The following is a 16,060-nucleotide window of genomic DNA, read 5'->3' on the forward strand; positions in this document are numbered from 1 at the left end:
GCAGTGCCGCGGGCCTGGTGCATCCGGGGGGAGCCGGGGCTTACCGCCAGCCGACCCGGTCGAAGATGCGGATCGCCTCGGGGTTGTTCTCGCCCAGGGCGCTGACGTTCAGGTCGTCCCGCTTGAAGTCGCCCCACGACTCCAGCACCGGATCCTTGGCCACGCCGTCGACCACCGGATACTCGTGGTTGCCCTTGACGAACAGCGCCTGGGCCTCGTCGGAGGCGAGGAACTCGAGGAAGCGCACGGCGTTCTCGCGATGCGGCGCGTCGCGGACCACGCCGGCGCCGCCGATATTGACATGGGCGCCGCGGCCGTCCTGGTTGGGGAAGAGGATCTGGACCTTCTTGGCCGCCGCGCGGTCGTCCGGGTTGTCCGACTCGAGCAGGCGCGCATAGTAGTAGTGGTTGGCCACGGCGATGTCGCATTCGCCGCTGGCCACGCCGAGGATCTGGTCGGTGTCGCCGCCTTCCGGGTCGCGGGCCATGTTGTCGACCACACCCTGCGCCCATTGCTCGGCCTTTTGCTTGCCGTCGTGGGCGATGATCGAGGCCAGCAGCGACTGGTTGTAGATGTTGTTCGACGAGCGGATGCACAGCTCGCCCTTGAAGCGCGGATCGGCCAGGTCCTCATAGGTCTTGAGGTTGGCCGGATCGACGTCCTGCGGGTCGTAGAAGATCGCCCGCACCCGCTGGCTGAAGCCGAACCACTTGCCGTCGGGCTGGCGCACGGTGGCGGGCAGGCGCTCGTCGAGCACCTTCGAGTCGACGCTCTGGAAGATGCCTTCCTCCTCGGCGCGCCACAGGCGGCCGGCGTCGACGGTGATCATCACGTCGGCGGGGCTGGCCTTGCCCTCGCGCTTGATGCGCTCGATGAGCTGGTCGGAGCTGCCCTGGAGGACGTTGACGTCGATGCCGGTCTTCTCGGTGAAGGCGTCGTAGAGGGCCTGGTCGGAATCGTAGTGGCGGGCCGAGTAGATGTTGACCTCCTCGGCGCTGGCGGTGCCGGCGGCGGTCAGGCCGGCGGCGAGTACCGCCAGGGGAACGGCGAAGCGCAGACGTGCGGGCATGGGCGATCCTCGGTGGTGGTTTTTAATGAGAATACGTTGCATTATTGGCCGTATTCAAGCGCGTCGTGCGGCGAACGTCAATCATTCGCGCCGTTCCACCGCAGGACGCGGCCTCCACCGGCGTTTCGCGTTACCATCGCCGGGCGATTCATTCACTCGAGCAGCTTCGCCCATGACCACCATGACCTCTCCGAGCTCCGAGGCCTCCCGGGCCACCGCCACGCCGCGTCACGCCACCCTGCTGGCGATGCGTCATGTCCGCCATGTCTACGACGGCGCGCAGGTGGCCGTCGACGATGTCAGCCTGACGGTGGGGCCCGGCGAGGTGGTCTGCCTGCTGGGCCCGTCCGGCTGCGGCAAGACCACGCTGCTGCGCATCGCCGCCGGGCTCGAGGCCCTGCAGGAGGGCGAGCTGAGCCTGCGCGGCGAGCCGCTGAGCGTGCCCGGCGGCCGGCATGTGCCGCCGGAGAAGCGCAGCGTGGGACTGGCGTTCCAGGATTCGGCGCTGTTTCCCCACCTGCGGGTGCTGGAGAACGTCGGCTTCGGCCTGGAGTCGCTGCCCGCCGGCGAACGCCGCGAGCGGGCCATGGCGCTGCTCGAGCAGCTGGGCATGGCCGACTACGCCCGTACCTACCCGCACCAGCTCTCGGGCGGGCAGCAGCAGCGCGTGGCGCTGGCCCGGGCGCTGGCCCCGGCGCCGGCGCTGATGCTGCTCGACGAGCCCTTCTCGAGCCTCGATGCGCGGCTGCGCGAGCAGATTCGCGACGACACCCTGCACGTGCTCAAGCGGGTCGGCGCCGGCACCCTGCTGGTGACCCACGACCCGGAAGAGGCGATGTTCATGGCCGATCGCATCGCCCTGATGCATGACGGCCGCATCATCCAGATGGGCACGCCCCGCGAGCTCTACTGCGAGCCCGAGGACCCCTTCGTGGTGTCGTTCTTCGGCGCGGTCAACGAGTGGAGTGGCGAGGTGCGCGATGGCCGGGTGGCCACGCCGGTGGGGCCGGTCGCGGCGCCGGCGCTGGCCGAGGGCGCGCGTGCACGGGTGATGATTCGGCCCGAGGCGCTGCGCGTCACCCCCGTCGAGCTGCCGGACGACGAGCGTCGCGAGGAGCCGGCCCGGCGGGGGCAGGTGATTCAGGCCCGGCTGCTCGGCCGCAGCAGCCTGGTGCAGCTGCATGCCCGTGGCGCGGACGGCAGCGAGGCGAACCTGCAGGCGCAGGTGCCGGGGGTCTTCCTGCCCGAGCCGGGGCAGCCGGTGGCGCTGGCGCTGGACACCTCACAGACCTTTGTCTTTCCCGCCGGCGCCGGGGCGTGAGCGGCGGATCGCCCGGCTGAGCAGGATCACCGGGATCACCCCGACCAGCACGATGGTCAGCGACGACGTGGCGGCCTCCGCCAGCCGCTCGTCGGCCGCGAGGTTATGGGCCCGCACCGCCAGGGTGTCGAAGTTGAACGGGCGCAGGATCACCGTGGCCGGCAGTTCCTTCATCACGTCGACGAACACCAGCAGGGCGGCGGCGAACAGGCTGCCGCGCATCAGCGGCGTGTGCACCCGGCGCAGCGTGCCGCCGGCGGTCTGGCCCAGGGTCCGCGAGGCGGCGTCCATGCTGGGTGTCACCTTGCCCAGGCTGGCCTCCACGGTGTTGAACGACACCGCCAGGAAGCGCACCACGTAGGCGTAGATCAGGATGAACGCCGAGCCGCTCAGCAGCAGCCCCGGCTGGATGCCGAACCAGGCGTCGAGCCCGGCGTTGAGCTGGCGGTCCAGCCAGGCGAAGGGGATCAGGATGCCCACCGCCACCACCGAGCCGGGCACGGCATAGCCCATGGCGGCGACCCGCGTGGCCAGGCGCGATACCCGTCCCGGATGCAGGCGCACGCCGTAGCTCAGCGCCACCGCCAGGCAGACCGCCACCAGCGAGGCCACCGCGGCCAGCGTCAGGCTGTTGCCGACGAACTCCAGAAAGCGCGAGCCCAGCACACTGTCGCCCGTCTCGAGCGCGAGATTGGCGAGAATCGCGCTGGGCGCGACGAAGCCCACCAGCACCGGCAGGGTGCAGGCCGCGATGGCACCCCAGGCCCGCCCGCCGCGCAGATGGAACTCCGGCAGCTGGCGATAGCGCCCGGTGGTGTGGAAGTACTGGCGCTTGCCCCGCGACCAGCGTTCGAGCAGCACCGCGAGGATCACGAACAGCAGCAGACAGGCCGCCAGCTGGGCCGCCGCGACCTGCTCGCCCATGCCGAACCAGGTGCGGTAGATGCCGGTGGTGAAGGTGTCGACGCCGAAGTACTGCACCGCGCCGAACTCGTTGAGGGTCTCCATCAGCACCAGCGAGACGCCGCCGACGATGGCCGGCCGCGCCAGCGGCACGGCGATGGTGGTGAACAGTCGCCACGGTCCGCGCCCCAGGGTCCGTCCCACGTCCAGCACGCACACCGACTGCTCGAGGAAGGCGGCGCGGGCGAGCAGGTAGACATACGGATAGAGCACCAGGGTGATCAGCAGCGCCGCGCCCCACAGCGAGCGGATGTCGGGAAAGACATAGTCGCCGTGCTGCCAGCCGAACAGCGCGCGCAGCTCGCTCTGCAGCGGCCCCGAATACTGCAGGAAGTCGGTATAGGCGTAGGCGATCACGTAGGTGGGCACCGCCAGCGGCAGCAGCAGGGCCCACTCGAACAGTCGCCGCCCCGGGAAGCGGCACATCGCCACCAGCCAGGCCGTGCCGGTGCCGATCACCGCCGTGCCGAGGCCCACGCTGAGCGCGAGAATCAGGGTGTTGCTCAGGTAGCGTCCCAGCACGGTGCCGGCCAGGTGGCTCCAGATCTCGCGGCTGGGAATCAGGATGTGCGCCAGTACCACCAGCACCGGCACGGCGACCGCCAGGGCGATGCCGAGCGTGGTGAGCGTCCAGGGATCGAGGCGCCGCCGGGTGCGTGGTGCGGTCGACCGTGTCGTGGCGAAAAGGGACACGCGGGACTCCTTGCGGTAGTTGGGCTGGCGATAGCGGGGCGTTGGCAGCGGCCAAGGCGGGAAGCCCTGTCCGCGGCGAATCATAGCAATTTGCATTGCGCCTCGCAGCGTCGCCGCGCGGCGCGATTGACGAATTTCATCGCCACGATAGCGGTGCCGGGCGCGCCGGAGCGCCTATGCTGGAGCAACTTTCAGCGCTGAACAGGGAGAGACAGGGATGACCCGCGACTCACGCCAGAGCCCCGACACGCCGGACGAGGAGACCCTGCGCCTGGCCGCGGAAGTCTTCAACGCGGCCCGCGACGGGCATGCCGCGGCCTTTCGACGCTGGCTGGCCGGCGGCCTGCCGCCGGACCTGTGCAACCACAACGGCGACAGCCTGCTGATGCTGGCCAGCTATCATGGCCACCACGATACCGTGCGGGTGCTGCTGGCTCACGGCGCCGACCCGGAACGCTACAACGACCGTGGCCAGAACCCGCTGGGCGGCGCGGCCTTCAAGGGTGACCTGGCGATGGTCGAGCTGCTTCTGGCACATGGCGCGGCGGTGGACGGCACCACCGCCGACGGCAAGACGCCGCTGATGTTCGCGGCGATGTTCGGCAACCACGACGTGCTCGACTGCCTGCTGGCCCACGGCGCCGACCCCGCGGCCCGGGAGGCGGGTGGACTGACAGCACTCGACCTGGCCGTGGCGATGGGGGCGGAGTCGACCCGGGCCCGGCTGGCGGCGCTCGCGTCGTGAGCCGGTGCCGCGGCTCCGCCCAAGGTCGTCTTGCCAGGCGTGGCGGCCGTGACGAGGCTGAAGCGATACCCACAGGACAGCTGCCGGAGCCAGCATGGCCAACGAATCGCTCGCCGAGATCCCGCCGGACCGGTGGGACCCGACGCTGCTGCTGCACGGGCTCGACGCCATGGCCGAGTGGGTGGTCGTGGTCGATGCCCGCAGCTGCATCGCCTACCTGAATGCGCCGTATGCCGACTTCCTCGAGGTCGACCCGCTCGCCGCGGTGGGCCGCCCGGTCAGCGAGGTGATCGAGAACACCCGCATGCCCGAGGTGGTAGCCTCGGGCAAGGCCGAGCTGGCCCAGCTGCAGCTGGTGCGCGGCCATCACATGATCGCCCACCGCTACCCGGTCCGCGCGGGCGGCCGGGTGATCGGGGCGATCGGCACGGTGATCTACCACGACACCTGGGAGTGGCGGCAGATGAATGCCCAGGTGCGGGCCCTGGAGGCCGAGGTCGACTACTATCGCCAGGCCCTCGACGCCCGGGCCGGGGCCCGCTGGCAACTCACCGACGTGGTCGGCGAGAGCGAGGCGATGCGTATGCTCAACGCCAAGGTGCGCAAGATCGCCCCCGGCGATGCCTCGGTGCTGATCCGCGGCGAGTCGGGCACCGGCAAGGAGCTCTACGCCCACGCCCTGCACCGGCTCTCCGAGCGCGCCGACGGCCCCTTCATCAAGCTCAACTGCGCGGCGATCCCCGAGCAGCTGCTCGAGGCCGAGCTGTTCGGCTACGAGGATGGCGCCTTCACCGGGGCGCGCAAGGGCGGCAAGCCGGGCAAGTTCCAGCTCGCCCATGGCGGCACGCTGTTTCTCGACGAGATCGGCGACATGCCCCCGGCGATGCAGGTCAAGCTGCTGCGGGTGCTGCAGGATCGCGAGGTCGAGGCGGTCGGTGCGACCCGGCTGGTGCCGGTCGACGTGCGGGTGATCGCCGCCACCCACCGGCCGCTGGAAGCCCTCGTCGAGCGCGGCGAGTTCCGCGAGGACCTGTTCTACCGCATCAACGTGGTGCCGCTGGCGATCCCGCCGCTGCGCGAGCGCCGCGAGGACATCCCGGGACTGGCCCGTCACCTGCTGTCCCGGCTTGCCGAGCGGCGCGGGCGGCGCTGTCCGACGCTCGGCGACGCGGCGCTGGCCTGCCTGTGCCGCCATGCCTGGCCCGGCAACGTGCGCGAGCTGGAAAACGTGCTCGAGGCGGCATTCTACCTGGGCGGTTCCCACCTCGATGTCGATGACCTGCCGGAGGCCCTGCGCGGCGCCGCCGTGCTCCCCGAGCGGGCAGCGCGCTCGCTGCGCGCGACGCTCGCCGAGGCCGAGCGGCAGGCGCTGGAGCGGGCGCTGGGCGAGTGCGGCGGCAACCGCACGCAGGCGGCGCGATGCCTGGGCATCGCCAAGTCCTCGCTGTACGAAAAGCTGGCCCGTCACGGCCTGTGCGCCGAGCGTGACGCGGGCTGAGCGTCCGGAATTCCGGAGGGTGTCCGATTTTTCGGACGCCCGGGAGGCGGTCGGTGGGCGTTTCCGGGGCGCCGTGGCCGTCGAGGCGTCCGGATTTTCGGACGACGGCGTGTCGCGGTCACGCCGCGAGCGGCTTCCCGGCGCGGTGCGAGCGTCTGGAACCCGCGCCAGTGAGCTGACGGGAAAGGCTTTTTGCCGGAACTGGCAGTCTCCTTGCTGGGCATTGACGAGCCCCATGACGGGGGAACAACAACAATGCTCAAGGAGAACGTTCATGCCTCACACCGTCACCACCCGCTCGCTGCTGGCCTCGGCGATCGCCCTGGCGAGCGCCGCCATGCTGACCGCGCCGGCCCACGCCGAGGGCCCCAAGCGGCTCGACGTGGCCAGTACCTTCTCGACCCAGAACTTCCTTGGTGCCGGGGCCGAGCACCTGTCCAAGGAGCTCGAGACCGCCACCGGCGGCGCGGTGTCGCTGCGCGTGCACGAGCCGGGGGACCTGGTGCCGCCCTTCGAGGTCTTCAACTCGGTGTCCTCCGGGGCCGTGCAGGCCGGCTGGGACTGGATCGGCTACTGGGCGGGCACCGTGCCGATCACCAACCTCTACGGTGCGCTGCCGTTCGGCCCGTCGCCGGAGGCCTTCATGTCGTGGATGTGGGCCGGCGAGGGTACCGAGCTGCTGCAGAAGGCCTATGACCCCTACGGCGTGAAGGTGCTGCCGTGCTTCATCTCGCCCCAGGAGACCGGCGGCTGGTACAACAAGGAGATCAAGTCGCCCGAGGACTTCAAGGGCCTGTCGATGCGTATCTCCGGGCTGGGCGCCAAGGTACTCAACAAGCTCGGGGCCTCGACCCAGCTGGTGCCGGGCAACGAGATCTACCTGGCGCTGGAGCGCGGGCGCGTCGATGCCACCGAATTCTCGGTGCCGCAGGTCGATGCGGCGATGGGCTTCGACGAGGTCGCCAAGTACTACTACTTCCCCGGCTGGCACCAGAGCGCGAGCTGGTTCTCGCTGCTGATCAACCAGCAGGTCTGGGATCAGTACAGCGACGAGCGCAAGGCGCAGTTCGAGACGGCCTGTCGTTCGACCCTGCAGTGGGCCATGGCCGAGGCGCCGCCCGCGCAGGTGCGTGCCATCCACAAGCTCGAGGAGAAGGGCGTGCAGGTCAAGCGCTTCCCCGACTCGGTGATCCAGGCGCTGCAGGATGCCTGGGTCGAGGTGCGCCAGGAGGAGATGCAGCAGAACCCGGCGTTCGCCGAGGCCTACAAGTCGCTGATGAAGCACGTCAGGCTGATCGACGAATGGTACAAGCTGCAGGCGCTGCCCGCGCCGGAGCCGGTCAAGGACACCGACTCGGACGGCACCAGCGGGTCTGAAGGAGACGCCTGATGCCCACCGCCGACCTTGCGCCCTGGCGCAGTCGAGGCGGCACGGCATGCGAGGCCCTGGCCCGACCGCTGGTCGGGCTGGGGCTGTGGGTGGGCCGCGTCACCAGCTGGCTGGTGCTGCTGGTGATGCTGGCCGTGCTCACCACCGTGACCCTCAACGCCCTGGGCATCAACGAGATCGCCGAATGGCAGACCGACGTGCTGCTGTTCGGCAAGGCCCTGACCATCAACAGCATCACCGAGCTGCAGTGGCACCTGTTCGGCGTGCTGACGCTGTTCGGCGGCACCTACGCCCTGCACCACGACACCCACGTGCGCGTCGATCTCGTCTACCACCGGCTGTCGCCGCGCGGGCGGGCGATCATCGACATCCTCGGCCACGTGATTTTCCTGATTCCGTTCTGCCTGCTGGTGGCCTGGCTGTCCAAGCACTTCGTGACGATGTCGTATCTCTCCGGCGAGCATTCCAACTACGGTGGACTCACCGACCGCTACCTGATCAAGGCGATCCTGCCGATCAGCCTGGTGTTCCTGGCCATCGGGGCCCTGGGGCAGGTGCTGCACAACCTCGCCGGGCTGTTCGACCCGGCGCATCTGGCCTCCGACCACCACGAGGAGGCGCCGCATGGCTGAGTTCCTGAGCGAGTACGCACTGGCGCTGGCGATGATCGTCACCCTGCTGGCGGGAATCTTCACCGGCTATCCCGTCGCCTTCCTGCTCGGCGGGCTGGGCATCGTCTTCTCGTTCATCGGCGGGGTGCCGCTGCCCTTCCTGGGCACGGTCAGCTCGCGGATCTTCGGCGGGGTGGTCGAGAACTGGCTGATGATCGCCATTCCGCTGTTCGTGTTCATGGGGCTGATGCTCGAGCGTTCCGGGGTCGCGCGGCGCCTGCTGCTGACCCTGCAGCGGCTGTTCGGGCGCACCCACGGCGGGCTGGCGGTCTCGGTGGCGATGCTGGGCATCGTCATGGCCGCCAGCACCGGGATCATCGGTGCCTCGGTGGTGATGCTGGGCCTGCTGGCGCTGCCGGTGATGCTCAAGCAGGGCTACCGCGCCGAGATGGCCTGCGGGGTGATCGCCGCCTCGGGGACCCTGGGCATCCTGATTCCGCCGTCGATCATGCTGGTGCTGATGGGCTCGATCCTCCAGGTCTCGGTGGGCGCGCTGTTCAAGGCCGCGCTGCTGCCCGGGCTGCTGCTGGGCGGGCTGTACATCGCCTATCTGCTGATCACCGCGCGGCTCAAGCCGGACTGGGCGCCGCTGGTCGACCAGAATTCCGCGGAGGCCGACACCACGCCGCTGCCGCTGGCGCTGCTACGCGACCTGCTGGGACCGGTGGCGCTGATCGTCGCCGTGCTCGGCTCGATCATGGCCGGCATCGCCACGCCCACCGAGGCGGCGGCGATCGGCGCGGGCGGCAGCCTGCTGCTGGCGCTGGTCATGCGCAGCCTGGACTGGGCGACCCTGCGCGAGGCGGTGCGCGAGACCTCGCGGACCTCGGCGATGATCCTGTTCGTGGTGATCGGCGCGACCTGCTTCTCGGTGATCTTCAAGCGCCTGGGCGGCGCCTACATGATCGAGGACCTGATCACCGGCACCGGCCTCGGCCCCTATGGCCTGATGCTGCTGATCATGGGCCTGATCTTCGTGCTCGGCTTCTTCCTCGAGTGGATCGAGATCAGCTTCGTGGTGCTGCCGCTGGTCGCGCCGGTGATCGAGTCGCTGGACTTCGGCTACGGCCTCTCCGGCCAGGGGCTGCTGGTGTGGTTCGCCATCCTGGTGGCGATCAACCTGCAGACCAGCTTCCTGACACCGCCGTTCGGCTATGCGCTGTTCTACCTCAAGGGCATCACCGAGGGGCAGATCGGCATCGGTACCATCTACCGCTCGATCATCCCCTTCGTGCTGCTGCAGCTCGCCGGGCTGATCCTGTGCATGGTCTTTCCGGCGCTGGTGCTGTGGCTGCCGGGGCTTCTGTGAGGAAACACTGACGCCATGTCTGCGCTGACCCATCGCGGCGTTGCGCGGTGCTCGGTCGCGAGCCCGCTCGACAACTCGCCCGACATAACATCCCGTCATGTCGCGTTGTCTGTGCGCCGTGCGCCTTGCGTTTGGCAATGCTCGTCGATTTCTCAGCGCTTCCTGGAGAAAGAGCTGTGCGTAAACGGGTCTTGATTGCCGGCGGCGGCGAGCTGCTGGAGCCGCTGGCGCGGGCCTTCCTCGAGGAGGGCGCGACGGTGGCGCTGCTGACGCCGGATGCCGTCGGTCTGTCCCGGACGCTCGATGCCCTGGGCGGCGAGCGCGAGGATCGCTTCGGTCACGTGGCCGAAGCCGGTGCGCTGGATACCCTGCTCGGGCGCCTGAGCCGGCTGGATGTCCTGGTCTGCGCGCCGCCGCCGCTGGCGCCCAGCGTGCCCCTGGCGCGGCGGCTGAGCGAGCAGGTCGCCGAACCCTCGGCCCTGCTGCAGATCGCCCGGGCCTGGATGCACAGCCGTGGCGGCGGGCGTCTGGTGGCCGTCGCCCCGGACGGCGACAGCCAGGCGGCGAGCATGGTGCGCGAGGCCCTGGCGGCGCTGGTGCGACGGCTGGGCGACGCCGGGAGCGCGGGGGTGTGCATCAACCTGCTGTGCCCGCGTGGGGCATCGCGCTCCGCCGTGGCGGACTGCGCGCGCTTTCTGGCCGGCGGCGCCGGGCGGGCCTTGAACGGGCAGGTGCTGACCCTGACCTAGTCGCGCCACTCGGCGGGACGTGCCCCGCCCAGGAAGATCGCCACGCACTGGCGGGCGCGCTCGGCGCACTGGGCGTCGTCGGGGGCGGGGTGGCGGCCCAGCAGGGCGTCGATGTGCCACTCGCCGAGCAGCATGCCCATGAACATGCCGGCGGCCTCGCGCGGGTCGGCGAGCGCCAGGTTGCCGGCGGCCACCTGGTCGCGCAGGTAGTCGGCCAGATCCTGGCGGGTGCGGTCGGGGCCGCGGCGCAGGAACAGTTCGCCGAGCGCGGGGGCCCGCTCCGCCTCGAAGGCCAGCCCCCGCGTCAGCCGGATCACTCCGGGGTCGAAGACCAGTGCCAGCATCCGCCGGCCCAGCTCGAACAGCACCTGCTCCGGTGCGGCGGCATCGCGCCGCCCGGCCTCCAGGACCTCCCAGGCGGTGGCGATATGGCGCTCCATCGCCGCCATGAACAACCCTTCCTTGTTGCCGAACAGCTTGTAGAGCGTGGCCAGCGACCCGCCGGCCCGCGCGACCACGTCGTTGACGCTGGCGCCGGCATACCCCTGTTCCAGGAAGACGTCGCGGGCGGCATCGAGCAGCCGTTCACGGCGCGCCTCGCCGCGCGGGGTGCAGGCCCGTGCGCACGGGCCGGGGCGGGATTCGGACATGCGGACTCCTGGCCGGATCGATCATCGATGGTCATGTAGTGTAGCATTCATTACACTATGTGGCAGCGGCCCGGGTGATGGAAGCCACGAAGCCCGGGCAGGCCCGCAAGGCGCGCGGCATCCGCGCCGGGGCGCAGCGAACCGAGGAGTCGACATGAAGCAGACGGGCAAGATCGTGGGCGCGCTGGTGGCCGTCGTGGCGCTGGCCGTGCTGGGCTGGCGGGGCTGGGAGTGGTGGCAGGTCGGTCGCTTCATCGAGGAGACCGACAACGCCTACGTGCATACCGACAGCGTGGCGATCCGCGCCGAGCTCGCCGCCCGGGTGGCCGAGGTAGTGGTCGACGACAACCAGCCGGTGACGAAAGGGCAGCTGCTGGTGCGCCTCGACGACGCCAGTTATCGCGATCGGGTCAGCCAGGCCCGGGCGCAGCTGGCGGTGGCCACGGCCGCGATCGCCCAGGCCCGGCGGCAGGTGGCGTTGCAGAAGGCGGCGATCGACGAGGCCGGAGCGCAGGTCGAGGCGGCCCGGGCCGATGTCGACCAGGCCCGGCAGCATCTGGCGCGCTCCTCGAAGCTGGCCTCGCGCAACTATGCCTCGCGCCAGCAGCACGAGGACGACCAGGCCGCCCTGCGGGTCGCGAAATCGACGCTCGCCGCGCGGCAGGCCGCGGTAACCTCGGCACGGCGCCGGCTGGCCGTTGCCGAGTCGGATGTCGACAGTGCCCGGGCCAGGCGCGACGCCGCTCGGGCCGATCTGGCCTACGCCCGTCATCAGCTCGACAAGACCCGCATCGTCGCCCCCCGCGACGGCGTGGTCGGCAACCTGACCGTCGAGGCCGGCACGCTCGCCCAGCCGTCGCTGACGCTGATGCAGCTGGTGCCCATCGACTCGGCCTACGTGGTGGCCAACTACAAGGAAACCCAGCTCGCGCGGATGCGGGTCGGCCAGCCGGTGGATATCCATGTCGACGCCTTTCCCGACACGACCTTCAGCGGCGTGGTCGACAGCCTGGCGCCGGCCACCGGTACCCAGTTCAGCCTGCTGCCGCAGGACAACGCCACCGGCAACTTCAACAAGATCGTCCAGCGGGTGCCGGTGAAGATTCGCGTCACCGGCCCCGACGACGCCCTGGGCCGGCTACGTGGCGGGCTGTCGGTGGTGCCGGGGATCGACACCCGTGACCGGGACGCCGATACGCCCGGAAAGCCGGCCTCCGGAAAGCCGGCCTCCGGAAAGCCGGCCTCCGGAAAGCCGGCCTCCGTGGCCCGTAGCGGGAGCGGCGCGTGAGCGACGCCGCGGCCGACGGCGCCCGTCAGGGCGTCAGCGACCTGCCGCCGTGGCCGCAGCGCTTCGGCTTCATCGCCGCGGTGTTCGGCATGTTCATGGCGATCCTGGATATCCAGATCGTCGCCAGTTCGCTCAACGAGATCCAGGCCGGGCTGTCGGCCAGCCAGGACGAGATCTCCTGGGTGCAGACGGCCTACCTGATCGCCGAGATCGTGATGATCCCCCTGTCGGGGATGCTGATGCGCATTCTCTCGACGCGGGTGGCCTTCACGCTCTCCTGCGCCGGTTTCACGCTGGCCAGCCTGGGCTGCGCACTGGCCGGTTCCATCGAGCAGCTGATCGTGCTGCGCGCCATCCAGGGCTTCGCCGGCGGGGCGATGATTCCCATCACCCAGGCGGTGAGCTTCTCGATCTTTCCCCGGCGGGTGATGGGCAGCGTGCAGGCGGTGATCGGCATGGTGGTGACCATGGCGCCCTCGATCGGCCCCACGGTGGGCGGCTATCTGACCGATATCGCCAGCTGGCACTGGCTGTTTTTGGCCAACGTGATCCCCGGGGTGCTGGTGTGCTGGGCGGCCTGGACCTTCCTCGACATCGACCGGGCGAACCATGCCGTCGCCCGCCGTCTGGACTGGATCGGCCTGGCGCTGATCGCGGTGTTTCTCGGCTCGCTGGAGTTCGTGCTCGAGGAGGGCCCCGGCGACGACTGGTTCGCCAGCGATCGCATCGTCGTCATGACACTGCTCTGCGTGCTGGCGGGGGTCTGGTTCTTCGCCCGCACCCTGCGTCGCGAGCATCCCATCGTCGACCTCTACGCCTTCGCCAACCGCAACTTCGCCCTCGGCGCCGGGCTGGGCTTCATCATCGGCATCGCGCTCTACGGGCTGGTCTACCTGATGCCGCTGTTCTTCGGCCAGGTGCGCCACTTCTCGAGCCTGCAGATCGGCGAGGTGATGTTTGTCACCGGCCTGACCATGTTCTGCTGCGCGCCGATCGTCGGCCAGCTTTCCAATCGCCTGGACCTGCGCGTGCTGCTCGTTGCCGGTCTGCTGCTGGTGGGCATCGGCTCGATGATGAATGCCGACCTGACCGTGGAGTCGGGGTTCTGGCAGTTCTTCTGGCCGCAGGTGGTGCGCGGCATGGGGCTGATCCTGTGCATCATTCCCGCCTCGCGGATCGCGCTGGGTACCTTGCCGCCCCACGAGGTCGGCAATGCCAGCGGGCTGTTCAACGTGATGCGCAACCTCGGCGGGGCGGTGGGGCTGGCGCTGCTCGACACGCTGCGCGACTGGCGCGAGGACTTTCACTGGAACGCGCTGGCGCCGGCCATCGATAGCGGCCGCGAGGTGGTGGTGGCGGAAATCGCCAGGTACGAGGCGATGCTCGCGGGCTCGGTGCCTGACGCCCACCGGGCCGCGGTGGGCATGCTGGTCCAGCGCCTCTCCGAGCAGACGGTGGTGATGGCCTTCAACGACATCTTCCTGTGGCTGGGCATGATCTACCTGCTCAGCGTGCCGCTGGTGTTCCTGCTGCGGCGCATCGAGGCCTGACTTCAGCCAATGCCTGGCGTCCTGCCGGCCGGGCATCGGTTCGGCGCTGCTCCATCGGGCCGGTGCCATCGAACGGACACGAAAGTGTCAGCCGGCTGTCATCGTGGTGCCGGATCATGCGGTCATGTCGATCATGGCGTCGGTGCCTCTTGTGGCCAGGCCGACGTCGTTCGACGCCACTTCGATCCGCCTGACGACCAAGGACGTTCCCATGACCCAGTCTGTCGATAGCAATCGCCGCCGTCTGCTCGGCTTCATGGCGGGCGCGCCACTGCTGCCGCTCGCCGGTGGTCTCGCCGGCCTCGGTGCCAGCCGTTCCGCGGCCGCCGCGACCGAGGCCACGCTCGATTCCGTCAGCTTCCTGCCCATGGCGGCGCCCTCGCTGAGCAACCCGGTCGCCATGGCGACCACCACCATCGGCTCGGCCATGCAGCTTCACATGAGCGACGGCAGCAGCCGCCAGGTCAAGCTCGCCTATCATCCGTTCTTCATCACCGGCGATCGGGTGCCCGACGGTCAGGGCGGCACGGTGGTCGCCGGCGGCTACTACGACATCGACAACCGGCCGATCCTCGACCCCTCGGCCGGCAATCGCCAGTTCTTCTCCGACTGCCCGGACGGCACCAGCCTGCTGACGGTCGACAACGCCCGGGTCGACGGCGTGTACGGCAACCCCGTGTTCGCCGTCGTGCAGTTCGAATACACCACCCGCGACGGCGCCGGCGAGTCGATGTACGGCCGCCTGCCCTCGCCGATCGCGGTGCTGACCCTGGATCAGAACCCGGAAACCGGCGAGCTGACGCTGGTCAAGTACCACAATGTCGACACCTCGCCGGTGGGCGGGCTGTGGATCACCTGCGGCGCCAGCCTGTCGCCCTGGGGCACCCACCTGTCCAGCGAGGAGTACGAGCCGGACGCCGCCGCCCCCGACGACGAGTTCAAGAGCTACTGCCGGAACCTGTTCGGCGACGAGAACCGCGGCACGCCCTACAACTACGGCCACCTGCCGGAAGTGACGGTCAATCCGGACGGCACCGGCACCCTCGTCAAGCATTACAACCTCGGGCGTCTCTCCCACGAGTTGATTCAGGTCATGCCTGACGAGCGCACCGTGCTGATGGGTGACGACGCCACCAACGGCGGCCTGTTCATGTTCGTCGCCGACAAGCCGCGGGACCTGTCGTCCGGCACCCTGTACGTGGGCAAATGGACCCAGGTCTCGGGCAAGGGCCCCGGCGCCGGCGACATCGGCTGGATCCGTCTGGGCCATGCCGACAGCGCCGAGATCAAGCAGCTGATCGACGACGGTATCCAGGCGTCGGATATCATGGATATCCGCACCGAGGACCCGCAGGACGAGGGCTTCACCCGCATCCCCTACAGCGGCAAGATCAACTGGGTCAAGCTCAAGCCGGGCATGGAGAAGGCCGCCGCCTTCCTCGAGACGCACCGCTACGCGGCCCTGGTCGGCGCCTCGATGGGCTTCACCAAGATGGAAGGCACCACCGTCAACGCCGCCGACAAGAAGGCCTATTCGGCCATGTCCTACATCTACAAGACGATGACCGACGGCAGCAGCGATATCCACGTCGAGGGGCCGACCGCCGGGGCGGTCTACGAGCACACCCTGCGCGGCGGCCAGAAGGACAGCGGCGGCCAGCCCATCGACAGCGAGTGGGTGTCGGTACACATGGCACCGCCGGCCAACCTCGTCGGCGAGGACCTGGCCGAACCGGACGCGCTGGGCAACACCGCCCATGCCGACCGCATCGCCAACCCCGACAACATCAAGTTCTCCGAGGAGCTGCGCACCCTGTTCATCGGCGAGGACAGCGGCAACCACGTCAACAACTTCCTGTGGGCCTACAACGTCGACAGCGGCAAGCTCACGCGCCTCCTGTCCTGCCCCGCGGGCGCCGAGTCCACCGGGTTGCAGGCCGTCGACTCGATCAACGGCTGGACCTACATCATGAGCAACTTCCAGCACCCAGGCGACTGGGAAAGCCCGCTGCACGACAAGGTCCGCGAGACGCTCGACCCCTACGTGCGGGCCAACTACAAGGACCGCTACGGCGCCGCGGTGGGCTACATCACCGGCATGCCGAAGCTGGGCTGAGCCGCCGCCGACCGTCGGGCACTGGCCTCGACGCCGTGCATGGCGCAT

13 protein-coding genes are annotated in these 16,060 nt (G+C 69.6%); 10 read left to right on the forward strand and 3 right to left on the reverse strand.

The genetic code is table 11. The annotated features are described in order from the left end of the window. Window positions 1–40: 40 nt before the first annotated feature. Window positions 41–1,069 carry a Fe(3+) ABC transporter substrate-binding protein gene (locus KGQ91_RS05960; protein ID WP_224420514.1) on the reverse strand — a complete coding sequence of 343 codons (1,029 nt, stop codon included), beginning with the start codon at window positions 1,067–1,069 and terminating at the stop codon, window positions 41–43. 172 nt (window positions 1,070–1,241) lie between these two features. Between KGQ91_RS05960 and KGQ91_RS05965 the strand changes: the two genes are divergently transcribed. Next, complete coding sequence (locus tag KGQ91_RS05965) at window positions 1,242–2,390, forward strand: ABC transporter ATP-binding protein (RefSeq protein ID WP_377172691.1); 1,149 nt, start codon at window positions 1,242–1,244, stop codon at window positions 2,388–2,390. On the opposite strand, the gene KGQ91_RS05970 is transcribed toward KGQ91_RS05965, so the two are convergent. Then, window positions 2,352–4,046 (reverse strand): ABC transporter permease, encoded by a 1,695-nt coding sequence (locus KGQ91_RS05970; RefSeq protein WP_224420515.1) that lies wholly within the window; start codon window positions 4,044–4,046, stop codon window positions 2,352–2,354. The genes KGQ91_RS05965 and KGQ91_RS05970 overlap by 39 nt on opposite strands. A 217-nt stretch (window positions 4,047–4,263) precedes the next feature. Between KGQ91_RS05970 and KGQ91_RS05975 the strand changes: the two genes are divergently transcribed. The 6 genes from KGQ91_RS05975 to KGQ91_RS06000 all read left to right on the forward strand — a co-directional run bounded on the left by KGQ91_RS05975 (window position 4,264) and on the right by KGQ91_RS06000 (window position 10,408). After that, window positions 4,264–4,791, forward strand: a complete 528-nt coding sequence (locus KGQ91_RS05975; protein ID WP_224420516.1) for an ankyrin repeat domain-containing protein — start codon at window positions 4,264–4,266, stop codon at window positions 4,789–4,791. 94 nt (window positions 4,792–4,885) lie between these two features. Further along, complete coding sequence (locus KGQ91_RS05980; protein WP_224420517.1) at window positions 4,886–6,289, forward strand: sigma-54 interaction domain-containing protein; 1,404 nt, start codon at window positions 4,886–4,888, stop codon at window positions 6,287–6,289. Between the two features lie 274 nt (window positions 6,290–6,563). Next, entirely contained in the window at window positions 6,564–7,679 is a 1,116-nt protein-coding gene (locus KGQ91_RS05985; protein ID WP_224420518.1) for a TRAP transporter substrate-binding protein, read from the forward strand. Next, window positions 7,679–8,311 (forward strand): TRAP transporter small permease subunit, encoded by a 633-nt coding sequence (locus KGQ91_RS05990; RefSeq protein WP_224420519.1) that lies wholly within the window; start codon window positions 7,679–7,681, stop codon window positions 8,309–8,311. The genes KGQ91_RS05985 and KGQ91_RS05990 overlap by 1 nt, the downstream gene beginning before the upstream one ends. Then, window positions 8,304–9,659, forward strand: a complete 1,356-nt coding sequence (locus KGQ91_RS05995) for a TRAP transporter large permease (RefSeq protein WP_224420520.1) — start codon at window positions 8,304–8,306, stop codon at window positions 9,657–9,659. The genes KGQ91_RS05990 and KGQ91_RS05995 overlap by 8 nt, the downstream gene beginning before the upstream one ends. A gap of 176 nt (window positions 9,660–9,835) precedes the next feature. Continuing rightward, window positions 9,836–10,408, forward strand: coding sequence for a hypothetical protein (locus KGQ91_RS06000; RefSeq protein WP_224420521.1), 573 nt, complete (start codon window positions 9,836–9,838; stop codon window positions 10,406–10,408). On the opposite strand, the gene KGQ91_RS06005 is transcribed toward KGQ91_RS06000, so the two are convergent. Continuing rightward, the gene (locus KGQ91_RS06005; RefSeq protein ID WP_224420522.1) at window positions 10,405–11,058 is read right to left on the reverse strand and encodes a TetR/AcrR family transcriptional regulator; all 654 of its coding nucleotides are present in this window, start codon (window positions 11,056–11,058) and stop codon (window positions 10,405–10,407) included. The genes KGQ91_RS06000 and KGQ91_RS06005 overlap by 4 nt on opposite strands. Window positions 11,059–11,212: 154 nt before the next feature. Here KGQ91_RS06005 and KGQ91_RS06010 point away from each other — a divergent pair, with 154 nt between their 5' ends. From KGQ91_RS06010 to KGQ91_RS06020, 3 genes are all read left to right on the forward strand, one after another. After that, window positions 11,213–12,346, forward strand: coding sequence for an HlyD family secretion protein (locus tag KGQ91_RS06010; protein ID WP_224420523.1), 1,134 nt, complete (start codon window positions 11,213–11,215; stop codon window positions 12,344–12,346). Next, window positions 12,343–13,896 carry a DHA2 family efflux MFS transporter permease subunit gene (locus KGQ91_RS06015; protein ID WP_224420524.1) on the forward strand — a complete coding sequence of 518 codons (1,554 nt, stop codon included), beginning with the start codon at window positions 12,343–12,345 and terminating at the stop codon, window positions 13,894–13,896. Before KGQ91_RS06010 ends, KGQ91_RS06015 begins: the two co-directional genes overlap by 4 nt. Before the next feature lie 211 nt (window positions 13,897–14,107). Further along, window positions 14,108–16,012, forward strand: a complete 1,905-nt coding sequence (locus KGQ91_RS06020; RefSeq protein ID WP_224420525.1) for a PhoX family protein — start codon at window positions 14,108–14,110, stop codon at window positions 16,010–16,012. Window positions 16,013–16,060: the final 48 nt, after the last annotated feature.

This window comes from Modicisalibacter tunisiensis, assembly GCF_020148005.1.
Classification (GTDB): domain Bacteria; phylum Pseudomonadota; class Gammaproteobacteria; order Pseudomonadales; family Halomonadaceae; genus Modicisalibacter; species Modicisalibacter tunisiensis.

What these genes read in the sequence shown, in the direction of transcription:
- KGQ91_RS05960 (WP_224420514.1), bottom strand. Translation starts at nt 1,069, where the DNA reads ATGCCCGCACGTCTGCGCTTCGCCGTTCCCCTGGCGGTACTCGCCGCC.
- KGQ91_RS05965 (WP_377172691.1), top strand. Translation starts at nt 1,242, where the DNA reads ATGACCACCATGACCTCTCCGAGCTCCGAGGCCTCCCGGGCCACCGCC.
- KGQ91_RS05975 (WP_224420516.1), top strand. Translation starts at nt 4,264, where the DNA reads ATGACCCGCGACTCACGCCAGAGCCCCGACACGCCGGACGAGGAGACC.
- KGQ91_RS05980 (WP_224420517.1), top strand. Translation starts at nt 4,886, where the DNA reads ATGGCCAACGAATCGCTCGCCGAGATCCCGCCGGACCGGTGGGACCCG.
- KGQ91_RS05985 (WP_224420518.1), top strand. Translation starts at nt 6,564, where the DNA reads ATGCCTCACACCGTCACCACCCGCTCGCTGCTGGCCTCGGCGATCGCC.
- KGQ91_RS05990 (WP_224420519.1), top strand. Translation starts at nt 7,679, where the DNA reads ATGCCCACCGCCGACCTTGCGCCCTGGCGCAGTCGAGGCGGCACGGCA.
- KGQ91_RS05995 (WP_224420520.1), top strand. Translation starts at nt 8,304, where the DNA reads ATGGCTGAGTTCCTGAGCGAGTACGCACTGGCGCTGGCGATGATCGTC.
- KGQ91_RS06005 (WP_224420522.1), bottom strand. Translation starts at nt 11,058, where the DNA reads ATGTCCGAATCCCGCCCCGGCCCGTGCGCACGGGCCTGCACCCCGCGC.
- KGQ91_RS06010 (WP_224420523.1), top strand. Translation starts at nt 11,213, where the DNA reads ATGAAGCAGACGGGCAAGATCGTGGGCGCGCTGGTGGCCGTCGTGGCG.
- KGQ91_RS06020 (WP_224420525.1), top strand. Translation starts at nt 14,108, where the DNA reads ATGACCCAGTCTGTCGATAGCAATCGCCGCCGTCTGCTCGGCTTCATG.